The sequence below is a fragment of the Oribacterium sp. P9 genome (assembly GCF_046365365.1).
In the GTDB taxonomy this organism is placed as follows: Bacteria; Bacillota; Clostridia; order Lachnospirales; family Lachnospiraceae; genus Oribacterium.
In genome coordinates, this window is sequence record NZ_JBKEIS010000006.1 from 46,040 (window position 1) to 65,689 (window position 19,650).

The window sequence follows — 19,650 nt, forward strand, 5'->3', positions numbered from 1 at the left end:
GAAAAAATCAGCCGGGTGATTTTTCACCCGGCTGATTTTTTTCTATAGATTACCTGCTGAAATCGATGACCGCCTGTACAGCGTCCTGGATCTCCGGAAGCTCGATGCCTTCGACCGCACCGGCGTCCATATAGGCCGCGTTCTTCGGGTCCATCGGCAGCTTCGCCAGCACCTTGAGGCCGTGCTGTGCTGCGACTTCATCCACATGACTCTCGCCGAAGACATTGACCTTCTCACCGCAGTGCGGGCAGATGAGGTAGGACATGTTCTCGATGAGACCGATGACCGGCACACCCATCTTATCCGCCATGTTTACAGCCTTCGTCACGATCATGGAAACAAGGTCCTGCGGAGAGGTGACGATGACGATACCGTCGATCGGGAGGGACTGGAAAACAGTCAGCGGAACATCGCCGGTTCCTGGTGGCATGTCGACGAACATGTAGTCGACGTCCTTCCACTGAACCTCAGACCAGAACTGCTTGACGGCCTGTGCGATGAGGGAACCACGCCAGATGATCGGGTCGGTCTCGTTCTCGAGCAGGAGGTTCGAGGAGATGATTTCGATACCGTCGGCACTTCTGTCTGGAATCATGAGCTTGCCATCTGGGGTGACGCCGACGCCGTCATTCGACAGACCGAAGGCCTTCGGGATGGACGGACCGGTGATATCGGCATCGAGGATCGCAGTCTTGAAGCCGGCCTTGTGGGTGCCACAGGCGAGGAGGGAGGTGATGGTGGACTTGCCGACACCGCCCTTACCGGAAACGACGCCGATCACCTTCTTAACGCTGCAGCCATCTGCAAGCTTCGCGCGGAAATCCTCTGGATTTGCGTGGCGGGAAGCACAGTCGGAACCACAGGAACCGCAGTTGCCGTTGCAGCTGGAAGGACTCTGATTTTCTAATTCTGCCATATAAGTAAACTCCTTTCAGGATGTGAAGATACGCTCCATGGACTCGATGTTCATCGTGTACACGGATCACCATGAGTGCGCTGCCCCGGAAGAACGACGCGTATGCCCGAATCGTGACGCACGGTTTTGCACTCAACCTTATAACCATACCACAGAAAAAGGCTCCCGTCCATCCGACGGAGGCCCTTAGATTGTTCTAAATTCTATATTCGTAACAGTTCAGCCAGGGTGATTTTGTAAGCCGGATAATTTTTAAGGGATGTCCATACCGGGCGCGTAAATAGATAAAGGCAATCGAATGGGGGTGGACAAACAAAAAGAGACGCTCAGCATAGGCGTCTCGTAAAAATCAGCCGGGTGAGAAGCCTCCCCGCATGAACTGCTCCAAATTCGATCAGTCAAGAATGCTCAGGAACGCATCGAGTGACTTTCCGGTGTTGCCGGCGTTGTATACATAGCCGACGCTGCGGGATGGTACCGGGAACTGGGTCGGGATCTCGATGAGGCTGCCTTCGTCGAGCTCCTTCTGTACGAGTTCGCGGATCACGCAGCCGATGCCGATGCCGATCTTCGCGAAGTCCACGAGCAGATCCATCGTGGTGACCTCGAGGACCTGTGCCGGTTCGATGCCCATGGTCTTGAAGTAGTCATCGATATGACGACGGGTCATGTTGTTCTGGTCGAGGAGCATGACGTTGCCCTCCTGGAAAGGATCACAGTCCTCGCCGTACATCGCCTTCAGATTCTCGAGATACTGCGGTGTCGCGACGAAGGTGTCGTGAATCTGCTTCGGGTGAACGAAGCGGAGCTCCGAACGACGTGTGCGCGGCTCGGCGGTGAGACCGATATCGATTTTTTTCTGCTCGAGCAGAGCGAGTGTCTGTGCGGTCGACTGTGTGATGATCGACACACGGATGTTCGGATACTTCTGCATGAAGGTCTGGAGATATGGCAGCAGGATGTAGCGGCAGAGTGTCGTCGATACACCGATCTGCAGGTGGCCGATATTGAAATCCTTCATACGCTTCAGCTCGGTCTCCGCGTTATTGATATTATCAAACGCATCCTTAATATAGCGGTAGAGCACCGTGCCCTCCTCTGTCAGCGTAACACCGCGCGAATTCCGGTGAAAGAGCTTCGTATCGAGTCCGTCCTCGAGCTTCACGATGGACTTGGAGATCGCCGGCTGTGAGATATACAGCTTCTTCGCGGCCTTCGAAATGTTGCCGCAGCTCGCAACCTCGTAGAAAATTTTATAACCTGACAGATTCTGATCCATGATAATTCCCCCTAAGATAAGGTCGTCTGACCGTAACTGAACATATCGTCATGCGGCTGAGTGAATGCTTCCGATGACGTTCCTGCCCTTATCCGAATTTCTTCAACGCTTTAAAGCAAAGCAATGAATAAGAGTCATTTTTAATATAACATATTTTTTCGACATAACACAAGATTATTTGTAACATGTTTTGACATAACCTCGCAAATAATTGTGTGCAAAGTGCGAAAAACAAGTATAGGCAAAATAACGTACGGTGATAATGATTATCAAAAACATATATTATGATTATACCTGGAGGGGTGCTATAGTGTGTGAAAGAGTTTGCATAGAGCCACTAAATAAGAAGGAAAGCGCAACGTAGCGTCCTTGTCAGGATATAGAAGAGGAGTTAAGTATGGGAATGACGATGAGCCAGAAGATTCTGGCGAAGCATGCAGGACTGGAGTCGGTGAGCGCGGGGCAGCTGATCATGGCGGAGCTCGACCTCGTTCATGGCAACGATATCACGTCGCCGGTGGCGATCCGCGAGATGAAGAAGCTGGATCAGAAGGACGTGTTCGACCAGGAGAAGGTTGTACTGGTCATGGACCACTTCGTTCCGAATAAGGATATCACGAGTGCGAAGTGCACACAGATGTGCCGGAACTTCGCGCATGAGCAGGGGCTTACGAACTACTTCGATGTGGGACAGATGGGCATCGAACACGCGCTGATCCCGGAGAAGGGACTGATCGTCGCGGGTGAGCTTTCCGTCGGTGCGGACTCACATACCTGCACCTACGGCGCGCTCGGAGCATTCTCGACCGGTATTGGCTCCACCGATATGGCGGCGGCGATGGCGACCGGCAAGCTCTGGTTCAAGGTGCCGACGGCGATCCGGGTTAACATCATCGGCAAGAAGCAGAAGTGGGTGTCCGGTAAGGACGTCATCCTGCACCTGATCGGCGAGATCGGCGTGGATGGTGCACGCTACCAGTCCATCGAGTTCACCGGCCCGGGCGTCGCGGAGCTCAGCATGGACGACCGTTTCACGATCTGCAACATGGCGATCGAGGCGGGCGGAAAGAACGGTATCTTTCCGGTTGACGAGAAGACCATCGAGTATATGAAGGCGCATTCTACGAAGCCGTACACCGTTTACGAGGCGGACGCGGATGCGGAGTACACACGTGAGGTGACGATCGACCTCTCGACTCTGAAGTCGACGATTTCCTTCCCGCATCTTCCGGAGAACACCCACGAGCTCGGCAGCTTCGGGGACATCAAGATCGACCAGAGCGTCATCGGCTCCTGCACGAACGGACGTATCCAGGATATGCGCGAGGCGGCAGAGATCCTGCGTGGTCGCAAGGTGGCACCGGATGTACGCTGCATCGTCATCCCGGGCACCCAGGACATCTACATGCAGATGCTGAAGGAAGGCCTCGTCATGGACTTCATCGAAGCCGGCGCGGTCGTATCGACCCCGACCTGCGGACCATGCCTCGGCGGTTACATGGGTATCCTCGCACCGCATGAGCGCTGCGTCTCGACCACCAACCGTAACTTCGTCGGCCGTATGGGTGACACCACCTCCGAGATTTATCTCGCTTCCCCGGCCGTTGCAGCCACATCTGCCGTCACCGGTAAGATCTCAGGACCAGCTGACTTAGGACTTTAACTCCGGAATGAAAGGAAAATATATGAACGCAGAGGGTAAGGTTTTAAAATATGGCGACAATATCGACACGGATGTCATCATCCCGGCACGATATCTCGCGATTCAGGATAAGAAGGAGCTGGCATCCCACGCGATGGAGGACATCGACCAGGACTTTCTGAAGAAGCTTAATGCCGGCGACATCGTGGTCGCTGGCAAGAACTTCGGCTGTGGCTCCTCCCGTGAGCACGCGCCGCAGGTACTTCAGACCAGCGGCGTCGGCTGTGTCATCGCCGAAAGCTTCGCGCGTATCTTCTATCGGAACGCGCTGAATATCGGCTTTCCGATCATCGAGGCACCAGAGGCCGCCCAGGCCATCGCCGAGGGCGATCGGGTAAAGGTAGACTTCGATACCGGGCTCATAACCGACGAGACGACCGGAAAGACATTCCAGGGACAGCCGTTCCCGGAGTTTCTGCAGAAGATGATCGCTGCCGGCGGACTGATGGCTTACGTCAATCAGAATGGCGGAAAGATCTGATCACCAGAACGTTGAAAAAATCTGATCATAAAATTTGAAAAAACGAGGGGCAGTGTCCGGTGTGGACGCTGCCCCCTTTTCGCGCGAATCTTAAGAAAATCGTAATGGGGTCTGACCCCATTAAATTTTTCTAAACAGAATCTAAACTGGAGTTTATAGGGTCAGACCCCATAAACTTCCAGGAAGGATTTCAGGTACGTGACGGCCTTCGCCTCGTCGTCGAAGAGCGTATCCGAATACTGTGCATACCGGAGCTTATCGCGGTACTCGGCACGGAGCGCCGGCGTATAGATCTCACTGCACTCCGGGAGGAAGCAGCCGCTCACGCGCTGGTAGCAGTTCCGCGCACAGGCCTTCTTCCGCGCACTGCGGTCCACGAACTCGGCGAGCGACTGGTGGATCACCTGGTCCTCCGCCGGAAGATAGTAGTAGTGCTCGAAATCCGCGAAGAAGAGCTTTCGCTCCCCCTCGAAAAGCTGCACATAGAGCTCGACCGCGCTGCCCTCGGCGTGCAGCGCCCAGAAATCCCCCCTGAGATCCATCGGCTTCGGCAGTGTAAGCGCTGGCCAATGCTGGCGGCGGTCATCCGTCGCTTCGCGGGTGGCGTTTTCGTCGGCATCTGGCCAATGCAGGTGGCGATCATCCGTCGCTTCGCGGGTGTCGCTTCCGCCGGCATCTGTGTCATGCTGGCGGCGATCATCTGTCGCTTCGCGGGTGCCGTTTTCTACCGAAGCGTGCGCTGATGGAGGCATTGGCGAAAGAAACGTGAAGGAGAGGTGGACGAGCGGCGTGCTACCGTCCTGCAGGCGCTCATGCGCGCGGAGGCGGAAATCGCTGTGGGGCAGGCTGCGATAGCGAAGCAGCGGCAGCAGGTTCGGGAGGTTCGCGATGTCCTCGGCGTTGTGGAGAAGGAGCGTGTCGAGCAGCGCCGGTGCCTTCGTTTTCTGCCACTCGAAGTAAATCTCGATGAGCTCGCCGCCGGTGAAGCGATCCTCGCGGTCAATGCCGAGAAAACGCTCACAGCTTTTCAGCTTGAGATCCGGAAGGTCGAGCAGGTGCTTGAGCGGCCGGAATTTCTTGAACAGGTCGAAGCTCTCGACGGTGTCGAAGCTGTACGGCAGCCCATACTGCTCGAGCATGTGGCGGAGAAACGGGATGTCGAAGCCGTCGCCATTATAGGAAATCAGGATCTTTTTCGTGCGGAGCAGCTCGAAAAACGCCTGCAGCACCGCCGGCTCGTCCGCGACATCCTCGCAGAAGTACTGGAGAAGCGTCCAGTGACCGGCGGCTTTCGGCTCGCTACGGTCAGGCGAAGCGGTGATGTGGCTGGTCGGAGTGCTGGCGGCACTGAGTGCCGATGGAACGGAGATCTCAGCTTCGTCGGAAGAGACGGCGATGTTACTATCCTTTGCGATGGACGCATCCGCAGTGTACGTCAATATGCCGATCAGGTAGAGGCCGGCGCTGCGGGCGGAGAGACCGGTGGTCTCAATGTCAAAAAAGAGGACGTCCTCCGGGGCGCCGATCGTGTATATATCAGATGGAACAGGCTGTGTCAGAACTTTCTCGATGCAGATCATGTGGACCTTTCCCTTCATACTTGGTAAACTAAAGAACGATTCAGGTGCCGGAAATGCCGGCAGGCAGAGCCGCGGTACAGCGGTGGAATGCCTGCGGTTAGCGAGAACTAACATACGCCACTACTGTAGCATCTCAGCAGACATGCTACAAGTGTAGCGACTTGAATTTTCAAAATCAATGGTTTTAATTGACGAACACATGTTTTTGATATAACATAGAAGCAGCAAATCCGGGAAAAGGGAAATTCTGCGCAGCGGGAGGCCTAGGGGTCAGACCCACGCGTGAATTCAGTGCCCTCCTTATGCCTTTCAGAAGGGGGTCTGACCCCGGATCAGTAAGGGGTGGCCAGGGGCTGACCCCCGATGTTGAGGAGAATACAACATGATTCACTTTATACATGGAACGCTTAGCGATGTGGCCGATGGGCTGGTGGTCGTCGAGGCGGCCGGTGTCGGCTATGGTATCCACGTGCCGGCGTCGGTGATCGGCGCGCTGCCACCGATCGGCGAGGACATCAAAATCTATACATACTTTTCGCTGACGCAGAATGGTGTGGATCTCTATGGCTTCCTGAGTCCGGAGGACCGTGCGATGTTCACGATGCTGCTGACGGTCAGCGGCATCGGTCCGAAGGGAGCCCTCGGCATCCTTAGTGCGCTGACGCCGGATGATCTTCGGATGGCGATCGTGACCGGTGACAGTAAGGCGATTTCACGTGCACCGGGCGTCGGAAACAAGACCGCACAGCGCGTGGTGCTCGAGCTTAAGGATAAGCTTGATGCGACCGAGGTCTTCAGCTCGGCACTGGATCACGGTCATGGCGCTGGGGCAGCGGTGGATGCCGGTGCAGCCGCCGGTGTGTATGGTGCGCAGAAGGAAGCCGTGGAAGCTCTCGTGGCCCTCGGCTACTCGAACGTCGAGGCGAGCCGTGCCGTGAAGAAGGTCGAGCTCAGCGAAGGCATGACCGTGGATCAGATCCTGAAGGCGAGCCTGAAGAACCTGAATTTTTTATGAGGTATGAATTTTGGAACGTAGAGTAATCAATACAGATGAGACGGTAGAGGATCGGCAGCTGGAGCCGAAGATTCGTCCGCAGACGCTCGATGACTATATCGGCCAGAGTAAGCTGAAGGAGATGCTGAAGATCTATATTCAGGCGGCGAAGAACCGCGGAGAGTCCCTGGATCACTGCCTGTTTTACGGCCCACCGGGACTCGGCAAGACGACCATCAGTAACATCATCGCGAATGAGCTCGGGGTGAATATCAAGGTGACCTCGGGGCCGGCGATCGAGAAGCCGGGCGAGATCGCCGCGATTCTGAACGGACTTTCTGAGGGCGATGTGCTCTTCGTCGACGAGATCCACCGCCTGAACCGTCAGGTCGAGGAGGTGCTGTACCCGGCGATGGAGGATTTCGCCATCGATATCATGCTCGGAAAGGACTCCACCGCGCGCTCGATCCGCCTGGATCTCCCGCACTTCACGCTGATCGGTGCGACGACTCGTGCAGGCTTGCTGTCCGCACCGCTCCGTGACCGTTTCGGCATCATCACGAAGCTCGAGTTCTATACCACTGAAGAGCTGATGCAGATCGTACGACGTTCCGCGAAGGTGCTGAATGTAGACATTGACGACGCCGGCGCTGAGCGCATCGCGCTGCGCTCCCGCGGCACGCCTAGACTCGCGAACCGCCTGCTGAAGCGTGTGCGTGACTTCGCGGATGTCCGCTTCGACGGCCGCATCACCCAGGAGGTCGCCGATATGGCCCTCGACATCCTCGACGTCGATAAGCTCGGCCTCGACCAGAACGACCGGAACTACCTCATGACCATCATCGATAAGTTCTCCGGCGGACCGGTCGGCGTCGAAACCCTGGCCGCCGCTCTCGGCGAGGACAGCGGCACCATCGAGGACGTCTATGAGCCGTACCTCCTCATGAACGGACTTATCAACCGCACCCCGCGTGGCCGCGTCGCCACCGCAAACGCCTACCGGCACTTCGGACTGCCGTACCAGACGACGATGGAGCTGTAAGTGGACGTTTTCCGGGCGCTAGATTAGATGATGCTGTATCAAAACAACGAAAAATGAAATTCTCAAGTTACACTCTATAATCTGAATGATGGAGCTGTGGCAACCGCAAGCAATGTTACGATTAAGGACGAAAATATTGCGTTTGAGGTTGCGATTAATCAACTGAACGCAAGCCAAGGTACGGATATTGCTGCGGCGAGGACGAGCTGAGCAGTGAGCGGCAGCTTCGGTAAGTGAAGGATTCAGGGCTTAAAAATGAATGGTACAGTCAGGAGAGTAGTCTCTCTGTATTTAACTGCCTGAGATATAGGAGGTATATAGAAATGTCACATCTTCCACAAGAGCTGCTTGATCTTATTCGTGATGGTGAAAGCATCACCGTAGAGTTTAAGAAGTCAAGAACTGAAGTTACAAAAGATGTGTATGAAACCGTCTGCTCTTTTTCGAATAGGGATGGAGGGCACTTATTTCTTGGCGTAAAGGATAATGGAGAAATTCTCGGCATTGAGGAGGATAAGATTGACAAAGTTAAAAAGGAATTCGTAACCTCTATTAATAATGAGAACAAGATGTATCCGCCTCTTTATCTTACACCAGTTGAATACGAATATGACGGAAAGACAGTCTTATATGTCCGGGTGCCTGTTTCGCAGGACGTTTGTCGATGTGCTGGACGTATTTATGATCGAAATCATGAATCTGATATTGACATCACTCATCATTCTGATGAGGTTTACCGCCTGTATGCAAGAAAAAGTGGAAGTTTTTTTGTGAATAAGGTGTTTCCGGCATTTAGTATAAGTGATTTACGATCAGATTTAATAGAACGAGCAAAGAATATGACGCGCTCACGTATTAAGGATCATCCTTGGCTTAATATGACAAACGAGCAGATTGTCCGTAGCTCAGGTTTGATATTGAGAGATCAGGCATCTGGAAAAGAAGGAATTACACTTGCTGCCATTCTTCTTTTTGGAACGGATCAGTTAATAATGTCGGTATTACCACAGCATAAGACAGATGCCATTTTTCGTGTATTGAACACAGATCGTTATGATGATCGGGATGTTGTTCTCACAAACCTGATCGAGAGCTATGACAGATTAATGGCTTTTGGAAAAAAGCATCTGAATGATACTTTTTATCTGGATGGAGATCAAAGTGTATCTCCAAGGGATAATATCCTGAGAGAGATAGTATCTAACCTGCTGGTGCATCGGGATTTCTCAAATGCTTATGTGGCTAAGCTGGTTATTGAAAAAAATCAAATTTTTACGGAAAATGCCAATCTTTCTCATGGGCATGGGGCGTTGAATTTTGCAACCTTTGAGCCATTTCCCAAGAATCCTCCGATTTCAAAGATTTTTAGAGAAATCGGCCTTGCAGATGAATTAGGCTCTGGCATGAGAAACACTTATAAATATACGAAGATATATTCTGGTGCGGAACCGCAATTTGTGGAAGGAAATATCTTTCGTATAACGGTTCCTTTGACTGAAATTGCTACAGCTACCGTTGGCCCGAATAATTATAGTTCCGCTGATGACAGAATAAATGACAGAATAAATGACAGAATAAATGACAGAATAAATGACAGAATAATTATAATCGGGAATCTATCTAAAACAGAGAAAAGTGTTCTCAATGAAATGCAGAAGAATCCGTATCTAACTGGAGACGAAATAGGCGAGCAACTCGGCGTAAGCACAAGCACAGTTGTTCGCGCGACGAAGAAATTGAAAGATTTGGGCATAGTGAATAGAATAGGGTCAAATAAGATTGGGTACTGGGATGTGAATCTGTGAGATTTCATAATATTAAAGAATACATTACGATGTGCATCTATCTGAAAAATGGTAGATGCATTTCTTATATCCGGCATTAAGAGAAAGAACCTTTGAACTTTTGAACTGTAAGGAAGCGGCGGGGTGCTTAAGTTCTGATATCCATTTCGTATTTTTCGCAGTAAACTTATTTCGGTAGCCGGCGATCGATATTTGAGGAGTTTGTTATGAAGAAAAAATCATTACTTCTGATGGCTTTTGGCGCTTTGAGCGTTTTCATGAGCTTGAATTCTTTTGCAAATCAGTGGGTACAGTTTGGGCAAAATTGGGCATACTATCAGGATGATGGCACATTCGCCAAGAATCAGTGGATTGGAAACTATTACCTGGGGCTGATGGCATTATGTTAACAAACTCAATAACACCAGATGGGGGTTATGTTGGAGCTGATGGTAGCAAGCAATCTAGGGATGCCTGGAAAGAGAATCAGAAGGTATCAGCGTAGTATGCAGATATTATTTCATACATTGCAATGTTTGCTCGCGGAGAAGTGGACTTCTTAGATCCTCAGTATAAATCATATAGCGCATACTATCTGCCGACGGATGCGCTGATCAACCGAGAAAACAGATTTGGGTATGTTTTGAGAGATATAGATTCCGATGGGGTTGATGAATTGCTTCTTACAAGCGGTGAGTATGGTGAATTGTATGATTATATTTATGCTATTGTAACGTTAAAAGATGGGAAGGCATATCCTGTTGCTTATGAGGGAGGCGCCAGAAATCGATTTTATCTTTGCCAGAATAATATCATCTCAAATGAAGGATCAAATGGAGCTGCATATTCTGTATCTAAGTATTATAGAGTGGTTAACGGAAAACTCATTCGGATAGAATCGGTCTATTCAGAACAAGGCAAAGATTGCATAATCTGGTATAATTCGGTTAATCATTCAGCACCTAAGCAGATTAGTAGGACTGAAGCAGAACAGATTCAAAACAATTATGTACACCAGGCACTCACTCCGGTGATTATCAAGTAAGGAATATTATGGATCGAAAAGAGCTACTATATGAAAAGAGCTTGTCATATGATCAGCAAATTCATTATTTGCTCAAAAAATATGGGGCTGCTAAGTTTGATTACTTTTGTAAACCTAATTTCAAGTCAAAAAATACACATAAATTATCCAGAACAAACGAAGGGTTAATTTGTCACCATATTTTTGAAAAGTATGCCATTCGTCTATCTGATTCAATTAGTGCTAGTCAAGCTCCCTATGAATATCAAAAGGCAGAGAATCTGTGCTATTGTAACTACCTTGAACATTATATTTTACATAAAAAAATCGCATATGATTATGAAGCATATTACAACGAAGATAATCAGCGGTTAGTTCGCGAAAGGACTGAACCAAGGAAGATTGACTGGAATACTAAATCTGCCTATAACATGAAAAATATGATCCCGATGAATGGCGGAATGGACTTGATAGGAAGAGAAATAAATGCATTATATCAATTAAATGGATCTACGGTTCCTTGGAAGCACATGTGTTACTTGGAAATCAACAATAATTTCGAAGAATATACGGATATTCTTGCAGAAATGATCCAAAAGGCTATTGATTCTTTTGACGGTAATAAGGAATATAAATCAAAATATAGAGTCGGAGCTAAATTTCATAGCGGGGCAGAAATACTTGAAATTAAAAAAAATGAGTTTTTACCAGAAAAAGAAGAATTGGATGAGTGCTATATTCGTTTCGCTGATGGACATTGTAAATGGATTTTGAGAAAGTATTTTGATCGAGGAAATTATGATAAATGTGTTAAGGAAATGATAGAGTCTTTATCATGTGATTGGGATGGAAAAATAGTCCAAGCTATCGCAGATTCAGTGACTTCAAAAGTAAGATTATAAAATGAGTTTTGTAGTTTAGAATATATAACTTTTTGTTAAAACGTATTTGCCTTCAATTATATTAGGCGCACACAATTTAGCATTAAATTATAAAACTGCGGAGGTGCTAGGGTGGCAAGACCTTTCAGTGCTACGGATGCAAAACGAGTAATCCAGAGGCATCAGAATATTATAAAACAACTGAATATTGCCGTTTCCTTTGCGGATAAGTATCGTGACCAGGTTAAAGAGGCGTCGGATGTATTAGTGGCGCAGGAAGTGCTCAAGGTTCTTGAGGATATCCCAATAGAGGAAATCAATCGAGACAAACGCGGAATCCGAGTGAAGGCGCTTAGAGACTATGGCTACAGATCAATCGCAGACATTTCGTCTGCTTCTGTATACACGATTGCTTCTGTTCATGGGATAAGCGAGGATGCTGCTTTTTCGATTAAGCGAATCGTAGATGATATTGTTTCCAAGACGAGACAGGGAACGAAGATTAAACTCAGTTCGGATAATCGATCACGAGAAGCTACGGCGCTTGTGCTTGCGTTATCTCGATATCACCGTAGTCAACTGATTGCTGATGAGTGCAGGAGACTTCTCAATAAGAATCAGCAAACGATTGAGTATGCTATTGAGGACCTGGATTCTGCAGCGGGTAACTTCAAATGGCTCTTTTCGCCTAAAGCAAAGAAGCAAAAAGCTGCCGATGCATTTGCTACGTTAGAGAGTCTTGTGAACGGTAGCTATGGACAGGCAGCAGCATCACAGATTTCTGATTCTGAAGAGATTGATCGAAGCTCAAACAGTGAAGCGTGGCAGGATTTTACGACGAATCCAGTTCGGTTCTTTAATGAGCTAGAAGATATCAACCCAGGCGTACTGGGAAATGATGACTCTGTGTATGGACTGCCGGAAGATCTGGCGAGAGAAATTCAGGAGGAATGTTTTTTCCCGGATGGGCTTCTTTGCGAATTGCGACGTTACCAGGAGTGGGGCGTAAAATATACTCTTCATCAGGAACGAGTTCTTCTCGGCGATGAGATGGGCTTAGGCAAAACGGTTCAGGCCATCGCAACGATGGTCTCGTTGCGTAATACAGGAGGAACACATTTCGTCGTTGTCTGTCCGGCAAGCGTTATTACAAACTGGGGCCGTGAAATCAGAAAAATGAGCCGACTCAGTGTAACGAAAATCCATGGTGCTGGACGCAAAGCAGCGCTTCAGTCCTGGATCAGGACAGGTGGTGTTGCATTGACCACATATGAAACGACGGCATATTTTGATCTTCCAGATGAGTTTAAATTCAAACTGATGGTGGTTGATGAAGCTCACTATATAAAAAATCCAGAGGCAAGAAGAAGCATCAACGTAAAGAATATCAGCACACATGCAGAACGCCTAATGTTCATGACGGGTACTGCGCTGGAAAATAAAGTCGATGAAATGATTTCGCTGATACAGATTCTTCAACCTCGAATTGCCGCAGAGGTTCAGAATATGGCATTTATGTCAGCTGCGCCACAATTCAGAAAAGCAGTAGCGCCGGTTTATTACCGTAGAAAAAGAGAAGATGTTCTTACGGAGTTGCCAGAATTGATTGAGAGCAAAGAATGGTGTACTTTGTCCTACAATGAAACGGAGGCATATGAACAGGCGGTTCTGTCTAAAAATTATTCAGAAGCAAGACGGGTTTCCTGGAATGTCGATGATCTGAAGGACTCTTCGAAAGCTAAGAGATTACTGGAACTTGTTGCAGAGGCTGAATCTGAAGGACGAAAAGTTATTGTGTTCTCGTTCTTCCTTGATACCATTCGGAAGGTGACAAAACTGCTTGGCAATCGGTGTACGAATCCAATCAACGGATCTGTTACGCCTCAACGCAGGCAGGAAATTATTGATGAGTTTGATAAAGCTCCTGCGGGAACTGTCCTGGTGGCACAGATTCAGTCTGGTGGAACCGGACTGAATATTCAGTCGGCCAGTGTTGTTGTTCTCTGCGAGCCGCAATTCAAGCCTTCAATTGAAAATCAGGCAATATCAAGAGCGTACCGTATGGGGCAGACCAGAAATGTTCTTGTATATCGTCTTTTATGTGAAAATACGGTTGATGAAAAAATAATGTCAACCCTGGAGAGTAAACAGGCTATATTTGATGCTTTCGCTGATAAATCCGTGGCTGCTATGGAAAATCAGGAATTAGATGATCGTACCTTCGGAAACATCATAAAAGAAGAGATTGACCGTATTAATGCCAAATACAGCTATAAGAATGACACAAAAAACAACCGGGGAAATGATGCTGCGGCGACTGTGCGATGAGTAGTTGCGGTAGCTTCGAGGTGTGAAAGGAGGACGGCATGAACTTAAAGGAGCAACAGTATGTGTGCACGCTGGCGCGGTGCCGAAACCTTTCCAGGGCGGCGGAGGCGCTGTTTATCTCACCGTCTGCGCTGAGTGTGTATATCAGTAAGCTCGAGAAGAGTCTCGGCGTACCGCTGTTTAAGCGTGTGGGGAAGGAAAAATCCTTCGTTCTGACGTCGATCGGAGAGGAGTATGTGCAGCGGGCGGAGAAGATGCTGGAGATGAAGGCGGAGTTCGACGATCTTCTGAAGCGGGAGCAGAAGAAGGAGCAGCCGGTGATTCGTATCGGTATACAGCAGCGAAGAGCGATTTCGATGGTGCCGGAGGTGCTGGCCCGTTTTAAGGAACGCTATCCGGATGTGGAGCTGGTTTTCCACGATCTTGTCGTCGCGGATCTGAAGCAGATGTTTAAAGAAAATGCGATCGATTTCATGGTTTCAAACTTCCTGGAGGAGCTTCCGGATACGGTGTATCACGAAATTGCGAAGGAACCGGTGCTGCTGGCGCTTCCAGATACGCATCCGGCGATTCAGTATGCTTATTCCGTGGAGGGCGATGCTTTTCAGCATCTCGATCTTTCCTATCTTGACTGGGAGACGTTTATCGTGCCACTGCCGGATCAGAGTATGCGCAGAACGGTAGACCGCATCTTCCGGGAGAATCATATCCATCCGAAACGCCTGATCGAAATTGGCCATTTCGATATCATCATGTCGATGGTGAACCAGGGGATGGGCGTCGGTTTTAACCGTCTCGGGTATCTGTCGGATATGCAGAGATTCGAGCATGTGCGCTATTTCCTGATCAATCGGGAAGCGGAGACCTCCAGCTTCAGGCTCGCTTATCGAAAAGGGCATGTGCTGAGCGATTGCGAGCAGCATCTGATCAGCATCATCGAGGAAACGATTTGTCGGAAGCTTACTTATAAAGAGTAACGGAGCGAACAGAGAATCCGTTCTGCATCAAGCTTTTTTTAATGGAGCGTTCGGAACAATCAAGTAGCCTGCGATTTTCACGAAAATGCTGGAATCCGTGCTGCATTAAGTTTCCTTTAATGAAGCATTTGAAAAAATCAAATGGCACGCGATTTCCGCTCTTGCTATAATGTTATACAAAGAAACAATATCATAAAGAAGGGGAATATTAACTATGGCAACGAAGAAAAAATTTCATGTGCCTCACAGCTTCATGATTGTGTTTTCGATCATCGTGTGTGCTGTGCTTCTGACCTGGATCATCCCGGCGGGTGAGTATGTACGTGTGGAGAATGCAGACGGCATCAAGGTCATCGATCCGACGCAGTTCAGCTATGTCGATCGTACACCGGTGAATCCGTTCCTGATCCCGATGTATATCGTGAATGCGTTTGTAAAGCGTGTCGATATCATGCTGGTTATCCTGTTTTCGGGTGCGGCTTTCCACATGCTGACGCAGTCTGGTTCACTGCAGGCGGTGATCGCGAAGCTCGCGAAGAAGTTTTCCAACAACCTGTATGTATTTATCCCGATTCTGACGCTGATGTTCGGTCTCATCTGCACGACCCAGGGTGTCAACATGTTCATCGCGTTCGCACCGGTGATGGTTATGCTTGCACTGGCGATCGGTCTGGACTCGATCACAGGTGCAGCCATCATCCTGCTCGGTGGCGCCATCGGATTTTCGACGGGAACGCTGAACCCGAATACGACGGTTGTAGCACAGAAGATCGCGGAGCTGCCGCTGTACTCCGGCATCAGCTACCGCTGGGTATGCTTCGCTGTGTACTATGTGATCACGAACATCTTTCTCGTGCGCTATGCACTGAAGATTCAGAAGGACCCGACGAAGAGCCCGATGTATGAGCTTGACCAGAAGAGTGAGTTCCGCACAGCCGGCGGTCTGGATGATTTCGGGACCATCGATCTGCGAAAGATCTTAAATATCGTCGCACTCGTGGTTTCGCTTGCGGTCGTGATCTATGGCAGCATCAAGCTGGGCTGGGATATGCCAGAGATGGCGGCGATGTTCATCTGGCTCGCCATCGTGGTCGGCATCATTTCCGGTTTCGATACGGATACAATCTGTAAGAACTTCCTCGAGGGCTGCAAGAAGATGATGTCTGCGATGATCATCATCGGCCTCGCACAGTCCATCAGTGCCATCATGAAGGATGGTAAGATCATCGATACCGTCGTACATGCCCTCGCGGGCGGACTCGGCAGTGTGCCGACGCTTCTGCAGGCACCGGCGATGCTGATTGCGAACACCATCATCAACGTGTTCCTGACCTCCGGCTCCGGACAGGCCGCAGCGGTGATGCCGATCATGGTGCCGCTTTCCGACCTTATCGGTGTGACGAGACAGACCGCGGTGCTCGCCTTTAACTTCGGTGACGGCTTCTGTAACTACATCCTGCCGACCTCGACTGCACTCATGGGCATCATCAGTGCCTGCAACATCCCGTATGATCGCTGGATGCGCTTCATGTGGCAGATGTTTGCCATCTGGCTGGTGGTCGGTACAGTGCTGCTGGTGATCGCGCAGATCATCCACTTCGGACCGATGTAAGGAGAAAGTACTATGAGCGATAAGAAGACTTTATTTGCTGCGATCGATGCACAGCGGGATACGCTCTGCTCGATGGCGGACCAGATTTTCGATCATCCGGAATATGATGGAGAAGAGGTGTTTGCCAGCGGACTGCTGACCGATTATCTTCGTGCACATGGCTTCGAGGTCGAGATGGGCGTCGGCGGATTCAAGACGGCGTTCCGTGCGACCTTCAAGCATGGCGAGGGCGGTCCGAAGCTCGGCATCCTCTGCGAGTACGATGCACTTCGGAACCTCGGACATGGCTGCGGCCATCATATGCAGGGGCCGGGCTGCCTCGGTGCCGCGGTGGCACTGAAGAACATGGACGGTGCGGAGCCGTTCGAGCTCATCATCTATGGTACACCGGCCGAGGAAACGTTCGGCAGTAAGGTGCAGATGCTGGAGCGTGGCTGCTTCCGTGAACTGGATGTCGCCTTCATGATGCATGGCGGTCCGAATACCTGCACGGATGTGAAGTGCCTCGCGCAGAAAAGCTTCAACGTGACCTTCCACGGAAAGCGCGCGCATGCCGCACTGGCACCGGAGAAGGGCAGAAGTGCCTTCGATGCCATGCTGGTCGCATTCCAGGGCGTCGAGTTCCTGCGGGAGCATGTGCCGGATGATGTGCGCATGCACTACTGCATGACCGAGCTTCCAGGCCCGTCCAATGTCGTGCCGGCGACGGCAAAGGGTGAGTTTTCACTGCGTTCCTTCTCAAAGAAGGAGCTCGAGGACATCAGCGTCCGCTTCCAGGACATCATCAAGGGCGCCGCGTTGATCGCCGGCGTCGACTATGAGATCAAGGACGGCACCTTCTTCTTCAACAAGATTCCGGTGCTTCTTCTGAATCAGCTTCTGATGGACAATGCTGAGCTCGCGGGTGCTCCGCAGCTCGCGCCGCCACGTGAGAAGACCGGTTCGACCGATTTCGGCAATGTTATGTACGAGATTCCGGGTTCCTGCATCCGTGTCGCGTTCGTACCGGAGGGAACCGCTTCCCACTCCCAGGAGTTCGTAGACGCCGGAAAGAGCGACGCCGCGCATAACTGTGTGATCTACGGTGCAAAGAGCATCGCCGGTGCATGCTATGACCTGCTGCATACCGAGGGTCTCCTCGATGCGGTCAAGGCAGAATATGCGGAGAATAAGAAGAAATATCAGTGATTTTCGAGCGAAAATCGTGTATGATAGAAGCCGTGTGAGGCATACAGCAGAGTGGTTTGCGAATACTTCAGACAAAAGATCTCCGCAGGCAGCGATTCGGAAAGTGCATCGTGTGCGGAAATCAGACAATCGAAAAGAAATGCAGCTGCATTGATTATAGTTCAGACTATTTTCGTGCAGCCGCATACCGATGAGAGGGCTGACATGAATGTCGGCCCTCTTTTTGATTGCGTGAAAAGGCATGTGAAAATGATAGCGAAGACGAAGTGGAGCATGGAAAGATCGATGGTCGAAATCACATAAGGCGGATGGGAAACAGACATCCCATGCGGAAGCTGGGTGTCATAAAAATAAGAACCTGGAAGAGGAGGAAACATAAATGAAAACGATTTTAGTGAAGAATCAGAAGAAGTGGAGAGAAACCGGGCTTGATATCCTGGGGGATTTCGCGGGGGCGCTGCTGCAGGCCATCGGTGTCTGGTGCTTCATCGAGCCGAGCCGCATCGCGCCGGGCGGGGTGTCTGGCATCGCACTGATGATCAACCATCTGTTCGGCTTACCGATCGGTGCACTCAGCCTCGCCATCAACATCCCACTGCTGCTGGCGTCCTGGCTGCTGCTGAATCGCGGGATGACACTGAAGACCATCCGCACGGTCATCTTCATGAGCGTGATCCAGGATCTCGTGTCGGCGCTCTGTCCGTGGCAGTACGCAGGAGACCGCCTCGTATCCTGCGCCTTCGGCGGCATCTTCGTGGGCGTCGGCCTGGCACTGATCTTCATGCGAAACTCGACGAGCGGCGGTGGCGATATCCTCGCGAAGCTTCTTCAGAAGCGTTTCCCCTATATGCAGACCGGCTATGCCATCATGCTGGTGGACTTCGTGATCGTCACGGTCTCCGTGCTGGTCTTCGGTGAGATCGAAGCGGCGCTGTACGGCATCATCTCCATCGTCTGTACTACCCAGTCGATGGATGCGCTTCTCTATGGACTGAACCGCGGCAGCCTGATCACGATCCACTCTGTGAAAAACGAAGAAATCGCGCATGAAATCATGGAAACCATGGACCGTGGTACCACCTTCTATAAAAGCATCGGCGGTTTCAGCGGCAAGGAATGCCTCACCCTCACCTGCGCCGTCGACCGTAAGCAGTTTCCGATCGTGAAGGAAATCATCGACCGCCACGACCCGCACGCTTTTGTCATCGTCTCCCCGACGAAGGAAACCTACGGCGAAGGCTTCATCGACGACCCACGGAAGCTTTGAGCGAAGTTTACAGTTCAGGCTCCGGGTCCCCCACCGCTGCCATCGCTTGCGGTTGCATCGCGCTTGCGGGCTATGTTATAATAAGTGGTCGAAAACATGGCGAACACCGTGAGGCATAGGCGCGTTCACCCGTGCTTCATGGACGTAAGAGATAGAGGAGTAACAGTTTCATGGCAGGAAAGAATTCTGTAGAGGTCGTAATCAATGGCAAGATCTACCAGCTGGCGGGGAGTGAGTCCGAGAGCTATATGCATGAGGTAGCGAGCTACCTGAACCAGAAAATTCTCGATTTTCAGAAGGAGACCATGGGCTACAACAAGCTCGATGACAGCATCAAGGCACTTCTCCTCGAGGTGAACATCTGTGACGATCTCTTCAAGGAGCGGAAGAGAAGCCGTGACATCCAGCAGGCGCGGGATGATGCGGAGCGCGAGAGCTATGCTGCGAAGCATGACCTCGTGAATATGCAGATGAAGCTCGAGACGACCCTTCGCGAGCTCGAGAACACGCAGAAGAAGCTGGCGGAGCTCGAGGCGAAGCAGGCAGCGCAGGATGCGCGTGATCGTGCGCTTGCATCCACGAAGAAATAAAGAAA

The 19,650-nt window shown here is 50.6% G+C and carries 17 protein-coding genes; 14 read left to right on the forward strand and 3 right to left on the reverse strand.

Annotation, left to right across the window (positions count from 1 at the left end):
- Positions 1-49: 49 nt before the first annotated feature.
- Both ACK8P7_RS05465 and ACK8P7_RS05470 read right to left on the reverse strand, forming a co-directional pair.
- Positions 50-916: a P-loop NTPase gene (locus ACK8P7_RS05465; protein WP_410043213.1), complete on the reverse strand. Its 867-nt coding sequence runs from the start codon at positions 914-916 to the stop codon at positions 50-52.
- Between the two features lie 394 nt (positions 917-1,310).
- Positions 1,311-2,195, reverse strand: coding sequence for a LysR family transcriptional regulator (locus ACK8P7_RS05470; RefSeq protein ID WP_410043214.1), 885 nt, complete (start codon positions 2,193-2,195; stop codon positions 1,311-1,313).
- Between the two features lie 397 nt (positions 2,196-2,592).
- On the opposite strand from ACK8P7_RS05470, the gene leuC reads away from it, so the two are divergent.
- Complete coding sequence (gene leuC, locus ACK8P7_RS05475) at positions 2,593-3,858, forward strand: 3-isopropylmalate dehydratase large subunit (RefSeq protein WP_410043215.1); 1,266 nt, start codon at positions 2,593-2,595, stop codon at positions 3,856-3,858.
- A 22-nt stretch (positions 3,859-3,880) separates the two neighbouring features.
- Complete coding sequence (locus tag ACK8P7_RS05480) at positions 3,881-4,378, forward strand: 3-isopropylmalate dehydratase small subunit (protein ID WP_410043216.1); 498 nt, start codon at positions 3,881-3,883, stop codon at positions 4,376-4,378.
- Positions 4,379-4,539: 161 nt separating this feature from the next.
- On the opposite strand, the gene ACK8P7_RS05485 is transcribed toward ACK8P7_RS05480, so the two are convergent.
- Positions 4,540-5,976 carry a ribonuclease H-like domain-containing protein gene (locus ACK8P7_RS05485; RefSeq protein WP_410043217.1) on the reverse strand — a complete coding sequence of 479 codons (1,437 nt, stop codon included), beginning with the start codon at positions 5,974-5,976 and terminating at the stop codon, positions 4,540-4,542.
- 364 nt (positions 5,977-6,340) lie between these two features.
- Here ACK8P7_RS05485 and ruvA point away from each other — a divergent pair, with 364 nt between their 5' ends.
- The 12 genes from ruvA to ACK8P7_RS05545 all read left to right on the forward strand — a co-directional run bounded on the left by ruvA (position 6,341) and on the right by ACK8P7_RS05545 (position 19,645).
- Positions 6,341-6,973, forward strand: coding sequence for a Holliday junction branch migration protein RuvA (ruvA, locus tag ACK8P7_RS05490; protein ID WP_410043218.1), 633 nt, complete (start codon positions 6,341-6,343; stop codon positions 6,971-6,973).
- Positions 6,974-6,983: 10 nt separating this feature from the next.
- A complete protein-coding gene (ruvB, locus tag ACK8P7_RS05495) occupies positions 6,984-7,994 on the forward strand; it encodes a Holliday junction branch migration DNA helicase RuvB (RefSeq protein WP_410043219.1) in 1,011 nt (336 codons plus the stop codon).
- 323 nt (positions 7,995-8,317) lie between these two features.
- Positions 8,318-9,799, forward strand: coding sequence for an RNA-binding domain-containing protein (locus tag ACK8P7_RS05500; RefSeq protein WP_410043220.1), 1,482 nt, complete (start codon positions 8,318-8,320; stop codon positions 9,797-9,799).
- A gap of 206 nt (positions 9,800-10,005) precedes the next feature.
- Positions 10,006-10,188, forward strand: a complete 183-nt coding sequence (locus tag ACK8P7_RS05505; RefSeq protein WP_410043221.1) for a hypothetical protein — start codon at positions 10,006-10,008, stop codon at positions 10,186-10,188.
- A 233-nt stretch (positions 10,189-10,421) separates the two neighbouring features.
- Positions 10,422-10,823 carry a hypothetical protein gene (locus ACK8P7_RS05510; protein WP_410043222.1) on the forward strand — a complete coding sequence of 134 codons (402 nt, stop codon included), beginning with the start codon at positions 10,422-10,424 and terminating at the stop codon, positions 10,821-10,823.
- An 8-nt stretch (positions 10,824-10,831) separates the two neighbouring features.
- Positions 10,832-11,704 carry a hypothetical protein gene (locus tag ACK8P7_RS05515; RefSeq protein WP_410043223.1) on the forward strand — a complete coding sequence of 291 codons (873 nt, stop codon included), beginning with the start codon at positions 10,832-10,834 and terminating at the stop codon, positions 11,702-11,704.
- Between the two features lie 111 nt (positions 11,705-11,815).
- The gene (locus ACK8P7_RS05520; protein WP_410043224.1) at positions 11,816-14,011 is read left to right on the forward strand and encodes an SNF2-related protein; all 2,196 of its coding nucleotides are present in this window, start codon (positions 11,816-11,818) and stop codon (positions 14,009-14,011) included.
- A 38-nt stretch (positions 14,012-14,049) separates the two neighbouring features.
- A complete protein-coding gene (locus ACK8P7_RS05525; RefSeq protein ID WP_410043225.1) occupies positions 14,050-14,988 on the forward strand; it encodes a LysR family transcriptional regulator in 939 nt (312 codons plus the stop codon).
- A 214-nt stretch (positions 14,989-15,202) separates the two neighbouring features.
- Entirely contained in the window at positions 15,203-16,600 is a 1,398-nt protein-coding gene (locus ACK8P7_RS05530; RefSeq protein WP_410043226.1) for a YfcC family protein, read from the forward strand.
- Between the two features lie 12 nt (positions 16,601-16,612).
- Positions 16,613-17,788 carry a M20 family metallopeptidase gene (locus ACK8P7_RS05535; RefSeq protein WP_410043227.1) on the forward strand — a complete coding sequence of 392 codons (1,176 nt, stop codon included), beginning with the start codon at positions 16,613-16,615 and terminating at the stop codon, positions 17,786-17,788.
- Between the two features lie 379 nt (positions 17,789-18,167).
- A complete protein-coding gene (locus tag ACK8P7_RS05540) occupies positions 18,168-19,055 on the forward strand; it encodes a YitT family protein (protein ID WP_410043228.1) in 888 nt (295 codons plus the stop codon).
- A 170-nt stretch (positions 19,056-19,225) separates the two neighbouring features.
- Positions 19,226-19,645, forward strand: coding sequence for a cell division protein ZapA (locus tag ACK8P7_RS05545; protein ID WP_410043229.1), 420 nt, complete (start codon positions 19,226-19,228; stop codon positions 19,643-19,645).
- Positions 19,646-19,650 lie beyond the last annotated feature (5 nt).